Here is a 7913-nt window from a genome sequence, read left to right on the forward strand (position 1 = left end):
TCCTCGTCGTCCAGACCTTCGAATTCCATTTCATCCAGATCCAGATTTTCAGAAGTGATTCGCAGGATATGAACAGGTTCATCGTCTCCGCCGTCCGCAGGATAAAGAACAGCAAATTCCTGGTCTTCGTATTCTACAATATCCAGAAGTTCAAAGCGGACAGATTCGCCGTACTGGTCAGTCAGAGTAATAATATTTGGTTCCATAAGAGCCTCCTTTATATACAATATACAGTTTGTTTTATTGATTATAATACAGATTTAATATTTTGAAAAGTACTAGAGCGTGTCTGAAAAATCATTTCCGCAATCTGCAAGCCCCACTTAGCGGTATATTTTACCCTCATTCGGTTGCCGTAGCCCGCTACGCCTACGTTTTTAAAGCTGCACACTCGAATCTGTATCCTGCGTGTATGGTATAGTTATTTATGAAACGCTGTACCGGGGAAAATACAGGTTATAAAATGTCGAGGAAAAGATAGAAGAACATCGAGAAACAAGTAGTATTTAAGGCATATTTCTGTTATATTAAAAAAGAAAAAAGAACAGGGAGGGGTTGAGGGCTTATTAATAAGAAAAAAAGACAGGATCTGGCCAGAAATTATGTAGGGGCGATGTCAGTGTTTATTCTGGCGGTAGGAATCGGACTGATATTCTTTTATGTAGCTGCACAGAAAACGATTGACAGTAGTTCACAGGAGAGAATGAAAACAAATGTAGCCAGACAGAGCGAACATCTCCGTACAATTTTAAATATTCATTATTTATATCTGGAAGGGATTGCTGAGAAGATAGCGGAAAGCAATGAACTTATGAATGAAGAAAATAAGGAAGTACTTACTGTTTTTCAAAAAAATACATCACTGGACCGGCTGGCATTGATCGATCCGGAGGGAAATGCATATTACGATAATGGAGTAGAGAAAAATGTTTCACACCGGCGGTATTTTAAAGAGGGAATCAGTGGGAACCGGACTTTAAGCGATCCACTGGAGAGTAGTGTGGACCAGGAGACGAGAGTGGTACTGGGTGTTCCTGTATTTCATGAGGATGAAGTGATTGGTATTCTGTGTGGTTCCTGTAATGTCGGTGAACTGAGCCAGATGTTGTTTGATGATTTGTTTTCCGGCAATGGATATAGTCTGATCGTTACCAAAGAAGGAAAAATAGTTGCTCATACCGGAGAGCCGGTGGATCATAAGTTTTCTTACGGAGAAGATATATTTACTTTTTATAATTCAAAGACGACACGGGAAGGGCATAGCATCAGTGAGGTAAAACAGAACTTTGCTATGGGAGAGGACGGGCTGGTTCGGCTGTCTGGTTATGCCGATGGTTCTGATCGATATCTGGCATATGCCCCACTTGGAATCAATGACTGGATGATCTGCTATGTTGCATCGGTAACGGTTGCGCAGCAGTCTTACGCATTCGTGGAAAAGTACGAGATGGTATTTCTTGGATGCTTTGGAATTCTGGTCTGTCTTCTGATCTTATATATTATCCGAAAGAATCGTCAGAAGACGGAAGCGATTCTCCATTCTGCACAGACGGACGAACTGACACAGGTGTACAGCCGTAAATATGCGGAACAGTTTGCCGAAAATGCACTGGAAGAGGCGAAAGACGGAAGTATCCATGCGTTTTTCATCATGGATATAGACAAGTTTAAAGAAGTCAATGATGTCTACGGACATGCGGTGGGAGATGTGGTACTTCGTACTTTCGGTGTGTTGCTGGGAAGACGGTTTCGTGGGGATGATATTGTGGGACGAATCGGTGGCGATGAGTTTATTATCCTGATGCGAAATGTAACTACAAAAGAGGCCGTCAGAACAAAGGCGGATCAGTTGATGGCAGAGACGAAAAAGCTGGTGTTTGACGAGATGGATGGAAAGGGTATCACGATCAGTGTGGGAATCGCACTGGCTCCGGAGCATGGAAAAACCTATATGAATCTGTACCGAAGCGCAGACCAGGCATTATATGAGACGAAACGGAACGGGCGAAATGGATTTACAATTTATGGAGAAAACCGAGATATCACGGAAAACAGATAAATTTATCGAAGTAACGTAAAAAAGGGATTGCACAGAGAAAAAAGAAGTGATATGATATAGAAAAGCAGGACAAGGGGGTTCGAATAGTATCCTTGTTCTGCTTTTTTTGCATAGGAGACTCATAGTCAGTCTGAAATGAGAGGAGAGGATTAGTATGAAAAAATTCATGGAAAGATTCATAGAGGCTGTAAGAAAATATGAGGAGCTGTTATCATATGCGCAGGGAGGATTTATTCTTCCTTATCATTCCGGTGCGGGGATGATTGGGTATTATTATAGCCCGATTCCGCTTGTAAAGTAGTCTCGTAAAGGAATGCCAGGAGGCAAGGCATTATTTTTGAATCACCTGAAAATTAATTCTGTATAAATAATGGTTGAGCAAATGCAATGATTATTATTCAGAAACGAGACAGATAGAAAAATGCGCAAGAAACATCTGATTTTAATAAATATAATTACGTGAAAAACCAGCGGAAAGGCTCCCGGTTCCCGGGAGCCTTTCCGCGTCCGCTTTAGCAAAAATAACGTCTCTCTTACCAAAGCTCCGCCAGTTCATAAATCAATTTCTCGGTTTTCTCCCAACCCAGACAAGGATCCGTAATCGATTTTCCATAACAGTGTTCGCTCACTTTCTGAGCACCGTCCTCGATATAACTCTCGATCATCAGTCCCTTCACCAGTTTATGAACATCTTCTGAAACCTTACAGCTGTGCATAACATCCTTACTGATACGGATCTGTTCCGCAAACCGTTTTCCGGAGTTGGAATGATTGGTGTCTATGATAACAGCAGGATTTACCAGCTTTGTCTGAGCGGATTCGTTGACTTCCTGATAGTGTTCCAGGAGATTCTGCAGATCTTCGTAATGATAGTTCGGCATATTTCTTCCGAATTTGTCCACATAACCACGCAGAATCGCATGTGCGTAAGGATTACCGGGAGTTTTTACTTCCCAGCCGCGGTACAGGAACATATGACCATGCTGTGCGGCGATGATAGAATTCATCATGACAGAAATATCTCCGCCGGTCGGGTTCTTCATGCCTGCCGGGATGCCAACGCCGCTGGCGGTCAGACGGTGCTGCTGGTCTTCGACAGAACGGGCACCGATGGCAACGTAAGACAACAGATCCGATAGATATCTGTGATTTTCCGGGTACAGCATCTCATCGGCACAGGTAAATCCCGTCTCATTGACTGCTCTGGTATGCAGGTCACGGATCGCGATGATACCCTTTAACATGTCTTCTTTTTTTTCCGGATCCGGCTGATGCAACATACCCTTGTAGCCCATACCGATGGTTCTCGGTTTGTTTGTGTAGATACGGGGAATCATAAAAATCTTATCTGCGACCTTATCCTGTACGGTGCGGAGACGACTGATGTAATCGATCACCGCATCTTCATTATCCGCAGAACATGGTCCGATGATCAGCAGAAGACGGCCATCTTTCCCCTCGAAGATTTCGCGGATCTGTCTGTCACGGTCCGCTTTGATTGCTGCTATTTTTTCACTTACCGGAAACTGTTCTTTTAACTCCTTCGGGGTTGGTAGTTTCCGTAAGAATTCCATATCCATTTCCATAATTTCAAAAGCCTCCATAAAAAATAAAGAATTTTGCACTTCAACGCGTTGCAGTGCGAATCTGTTTATAATCATACTTGGTTACAGATGATTCGTCAACCCTTTTTTGAAATTTAATTACTCAATCTGCCATTTACAAATTTCGTAACTCTTCAGTACCCTCACAGTTACGAGCCAAAATGCATTTCTAATCACCTTCGGTGATGGCATTTTGACTTGTATGTCTCGGAATTTTGGCAAAAAACATGGCCACCGACTGAATTGTTACCTGTTTTCTTCAAAATCATGTTCATAAAAAATACCGGGAGCTTTTCAGATTTTACAGAGAAAAGCATCCGGTGGGACAAACATATTATGCTTTTTTCCCGGAGGGAAGCTGTGCCAGAATGATCGCTGCAAACATCAGCACACATCCTGATAACTCTCGTGCGGAAAGCTTCTGATTCAGAAGGATCCAGCCTGCCAGTACCGAGATGCAGGATTCCAGACTTAAGATCAGAGAAGCCACAGTCGGGTTCATATCTTTCTGTCCGATGATCTGCAGGGTGTACGCAACACCGCAGGACATCACACCGGCATAAAGAATCGGTACCCAGGCGGCAAAGATATCTGCCAATACGATATGTTCCGTAAAGACAGCCGGGATCGCACATAAGAATCCGCAGACAAAAAACTGGATACAGGACATTTTCACACCGTCAACTTTGGGCGAAAAATAGTCGATTACCAGAATATGTAAGGAAAACAGCAGGGAACATACCATGACCAGCAGATCCCCTTTTCCAACGGAAAAACCGTCTGTGATGCAAAGCAGATACAGTCCTGCCAGTGCAAGTGCAACAGCGATCCAGATGGTGGCGCCGCATTTTTTCCTCAGAAAGAAATGGCCAAGAATCGGAACGATAACAATATAGCAGGCAGTGATAAATCCTGCACGTCCGACCGTTGTATACTGGATGCCCATCTGCTGAAAACTGCTGGCAAGTGCCAGAAGAATACCGCAGCAGACACCGCCGAGAATCAGTGTACCGGTCTGTTCTGCCTGTTGTTGAGGCGATGGCAGTTCCTCTTTTTGGGCAGATTTTCTGTGATCCAGAAAGAAAATGCATGGAATCAGGACGATTCCTCCGATGATGCTTCGAACAGCGTTGAAAGTAAACGGACCCACGTGATCCATACCAACGCTCTGGGCTACGAAAGCCACACCCCAGATGGTGGCTGTCAGCAGCAGAAGCAGAGAATTTTTAAGCTGTGTCTTTTTCATAAAATCCCTTCCCTTCATAGTAATATCGGTAAAAGACAACTGTTCAACAGACACACAGATACCAAACAGCGTAACATATGCAATCATATCATGAGAAAAGAAAAAAAGGAAGCAAGAATAAGGAGGGTTCAGATACTTTTTGGAGATTTTTGGGGGTTTTCTATTGATAAATATTATCATTAAGGATAAAATCTACATAGTTGTCGGGAGGATTTTGAGATTCTGGAAACCTTCGGACGGATGACAGCAAGAAAATAAAGAAAAGAGGAATGCAGTCATGACATTAAGAGATTTACCGGTAGGAAAGACAGCAACGATTCGCTCGGTAGGCGGAGAAGGGGCGCTGCGTCAGCATTTTCTGGATATGGGACTGATTCCACAGGGAGAGGTAACAGTAGTAAAGTACGCTCCCATGGGAGATCCGATGGAACTGCGGATTCACAGTTATGAACTGACACTGCGTCTTGCAGATGCGGAGAAAATCGAGATTGAAAATATACGGGATGCCGGACAGGTAAAACCGGAAAAAAAAGAACGAACAGTAATCCCCCATCCGGGACTTGGAGAGGGTGGTAAATATCATGAGAAGGAAACGGAACATCCTTTGCCGGATACAGAGGTGCTGACATTTGCACTTGCAGGGAATCAGAACTGTGGAAAAACCACACTGTTTAATCAGCTGACTGGATCCAGTCAGCATGTGGGTAACTTTCCGGGAGTAACGGTGGACCGAAAAGATGGAACTATCAGGGGAAAAGAAAACACACTGGTGACCGATCTTCCGGGAATCTATTCCATGTCCCCATATTCCAGTGAGGAGATCGTTACAAGAAATTTTGTGCTGAATGAACATCCGAAAGGAATCATCAACATTGTGGATGCTACCAATATTGAGCGGAATCTGTATCTGACCATGCAGCTGATGGAGCTGGATATTCCGATGGTGCTTGCCCTGAATATGATGGATGAGGTACGGGAAAACGGCGGATCGATTCTGGTCAACCAGATGGAAGAGATGCTGGGGATACCTGTGGTTCCTATTTCGGCGGCGAAGAATGAAGGTATTGATGAACTGGTAGCCCATGCTCTGCATGTGGCAAAATATCAGGAACGGCCAAAGGAGACAGATTACTGTGATGCCAATGAAGATGGTGGTGCGGTACATAGATGTCTGCATGCGATCATGCATCTGATCGAAGATCATGCAAAGGCAACACAGATACCTGTCCGTTTTGCGGCGGCGAAGCTGGCAGAAGGGGATACGCTGATTCTCGAGGCATTGAAACTGGATCAGAATGAAAAAGAGATGCTGGAGCATATCGTGAAACAGATGGAAACAGAGCGTGGTCTTGACCGGGCGGCGGCAATTGCGCACATGCGATTTGATTTCATTGAAAATGTCTGCGATGAGACAGTGGTCAAACCACGGGAGAGTAAAGAGCATCTGCGAAGTGTGAAGATCGATAAGATACTCACCGGAAAATACACGGCGATTCCGTGTTTTATCGGGATCATGGGGCTGGTATTTTTCCTGACTTTTGGAGTAATCGGTGCTTTTTTACAGAATATCCTGGAAGTAAGTATCGATGCGCTGGGAGGTCTGGTGGATCAGTGGATGGGGGCAGCGAATGTCAACAGTGTCCTTCGGTCTCTGGTAATGGATGGAATCTTTACCGGCGTGGGAAGTGTCCTGAGTTTCCTGCCGATCATCGTTACACTGTTTTTCTTTTTATCCATGCTGGAAGACAGCGGATATATGGCAAGGGTGGCTTTTGTGATGGACAAGCTGCTCAGAAAGATCGGACTTTCCGGAAGAAGTATCGTACCGATGCTGGTAGGCTTTGGATGTACAGTACCGGGAGTTATGGCGAGCAGAACGTTGCCTTCGGAACGTGACCGTAAGATGACGATTCTTCTGACACCGTTTATGAGTTGTTCGGCGAAGCTTCCCATCTATGCGTTTTTTGCGGCGGCATTTTTCCCGAAGCATGGCACACTGGTGATGATCGCTTTGTATTTTGGCGGTATTCTGATGGGTATCCTGATGGCACTGGTACTCCGTGGGACTCTTTTTAAAGGCAATGCTGTACCGTTCGTGATGGAACTGCCCAATTACCGGATGCCGGGAGCCAAGAATGTGGGACACCTTCTGTGGGATAAGGCAAAAGACTTTTTGCAGCGTGCGTTTACTGTGATCTTTATGGCAACACTGGTGATCTGGTTCTTACAGACCTTTGATGGTCATCTGAATATCGTCAGTGATTCGCAGGAGAGTATCCTGGCGACGGTGGCCAGTGTGATCGCACCGGTTTTTGCACCGATGGGATTTGGCGACTGGAGGATATCCACAGCACTGATCACCGGATTCATGGCAAAAGAGAGTGTGGTATCTACGTTATCCGTTCTTTTCGGACAGACTTCGGTGCTGCTTGGCTGTATCACACCGGTATCGGCAGCCAGCCTGCTGGTGTTCTGTCTTCTGTATACACCATGTGTGGCGGCAATTGCATCCATTAAGAGGGAGCTTGGAAGCAAATGGGCGGTCGGTGTGGTGATCGGACAGTGCGTGATCGCCTGGGTGGCTGCGTTTGTAGTGTATCTAGTGGGAAGTATTTTATAAAAGAAAACAGAAATTGCAAAAATTGGTCTGCGGAAGTAACGAAAAGTTACCTTCGCAGACTTTTATATTTTTTTGCTCAATATATGTGGTCGCGGTTGACCGGGGAGGCACGGACAGGGTAAAATTACCGTAAGATTCTATGTGGGTGTGGAAAATAAACAAAAAAGAGAGGGTAATCGAATGAACAAATTACTGTATGGGGTGGCATATTATGATGAGTATATGCCGTGTGACCGACTGGCCAAAGATGTGGAGATGATGAAGGCAGCAGGGATCAATCTGGTGCGTATCGCAGAGTCCACCTGGAGTACCTGTGAACCGCAGGAGGGCGTGTTTGATTTCAGCCATGTGATACGGGTACTGGATGCGATGGAAGAAGCGGGC

The 7913-nt window shown here is 45.0% G+C and carries 8 protein-coding genes; 5 read left to right on the top strand and 3 right to left on the bottom strand.

Annotation, left to right across the window (positions count from 1 at the left end; genetic code table 11):
- Positions 1–206, bottom strand: a 206-nt coding sequence (locus MSA64_RS03850; protein ID WP_287890627.1) for a DUF1292 domain-containing protein, incomplete at its 3' end; no start/stop codon positions are given.
- Positions 207–268: 62 nt separating this feature from the next.
- Here MSA64_RS03850 and MSA64_RS11940 point away from each other — a divergent pair.
- The 3 genes from MSA64_RS11940 (at position 269) to MSA64_RS03860 (ending at position 2360) form a co-directional block, all read left to right on the top strand.
- Positions 269–421, top strand: coding sequence for a DUF6783 domain-containing protein (locus MSA64_RS11940; protein WP_321069585.1), 153 nt, complete (start codon positions 269–271; stop codon positions 419–421).
- A gap of 192 nt (positions 422–613) precedes the next feature.
- Positions 614–2059 (top strand): sensor domain-containing diguanylate cyclase, encoded by a 1446-nt coding sequence (locus MSA64_RS03855; protein WP_154431110.1) that lies wholly within the window; start codon positions 614–616, stop codon positions 2057–2059.
- 154 nt (positions 2060–2213) lie between these two features.
- The gene (locus tag MSA64_RS03860; protein ID WP_173885957.1) at positions 2214–2360 is read left to right on the top strand and encodes a hypothetical protein; all 147 of its coding nucleotides are present in this window, start codon (positions 2214–2216) and stop codon (positions 2358–2360) included.
- Between the two features lie 232 nt (positions 2361–2592).
- Here the strand turns inward: MSA64_RS03860 and MSA64_RS03865 are convergent, their stop codons facing one another.
- A complete protein-coding gene (locus tag MSA64_RS03865) occupies positions 2593–3645 on the bottom strand; it encodes a 3-deoxy-7-phosphoheptulonate synthase (RefSeq protein ID WP_022171812.1) in 1053 nt (350 codons plus the stop codon).
- Between the two features lie 352 nt (positions 3646–3997).
- On the bottom strand, positions 3998–4909 hold the full coding sequence (locus tag MSA64_RS03870; protein ID WP_287890631.1) for a DMT family transporter: 912 nt from the start codon (positions 4907–4909) through the stop codon (positions 3998–4000).
- Between the two features lie 277 nt (positions 4910–5186).
- On the opposite strand from MSA64_RS03870, the gene feoB reads away from it, so the two are divergent.
- Together feoB and MSA64_RS03880 are read left to right on the top strand one after the other, a co-directional pair.
- Positions 5187–7529, top strand: coding sequence for a ferrous iron transport protein B (gene feoB / locus MSA64_RS03875; RefSeq protein WP_287890633.1), 2343 nt, complete (start codon positions 5187–5189; stop codon positions 7527–7529).
- A 180-nt stretch (positions 7530–7709) separates the two neighbouring features.
- The coding region (locus MSA64_RS03880) for a beta-galactosidase (protein WP_287890635.1) at positions 7710–7913 on the top strand (204 nt) is incomplete at its 3' end.

The organism is Oliverpabstia sp., from assembly GCF_022785585.1.
GTDB classification, from domain to species: Bacteria; Bacillota; Clostridia; order Lachnospirales; family Lachnospiraceae; genus Oliverpabstia; species Oliverpabstia intestinalis.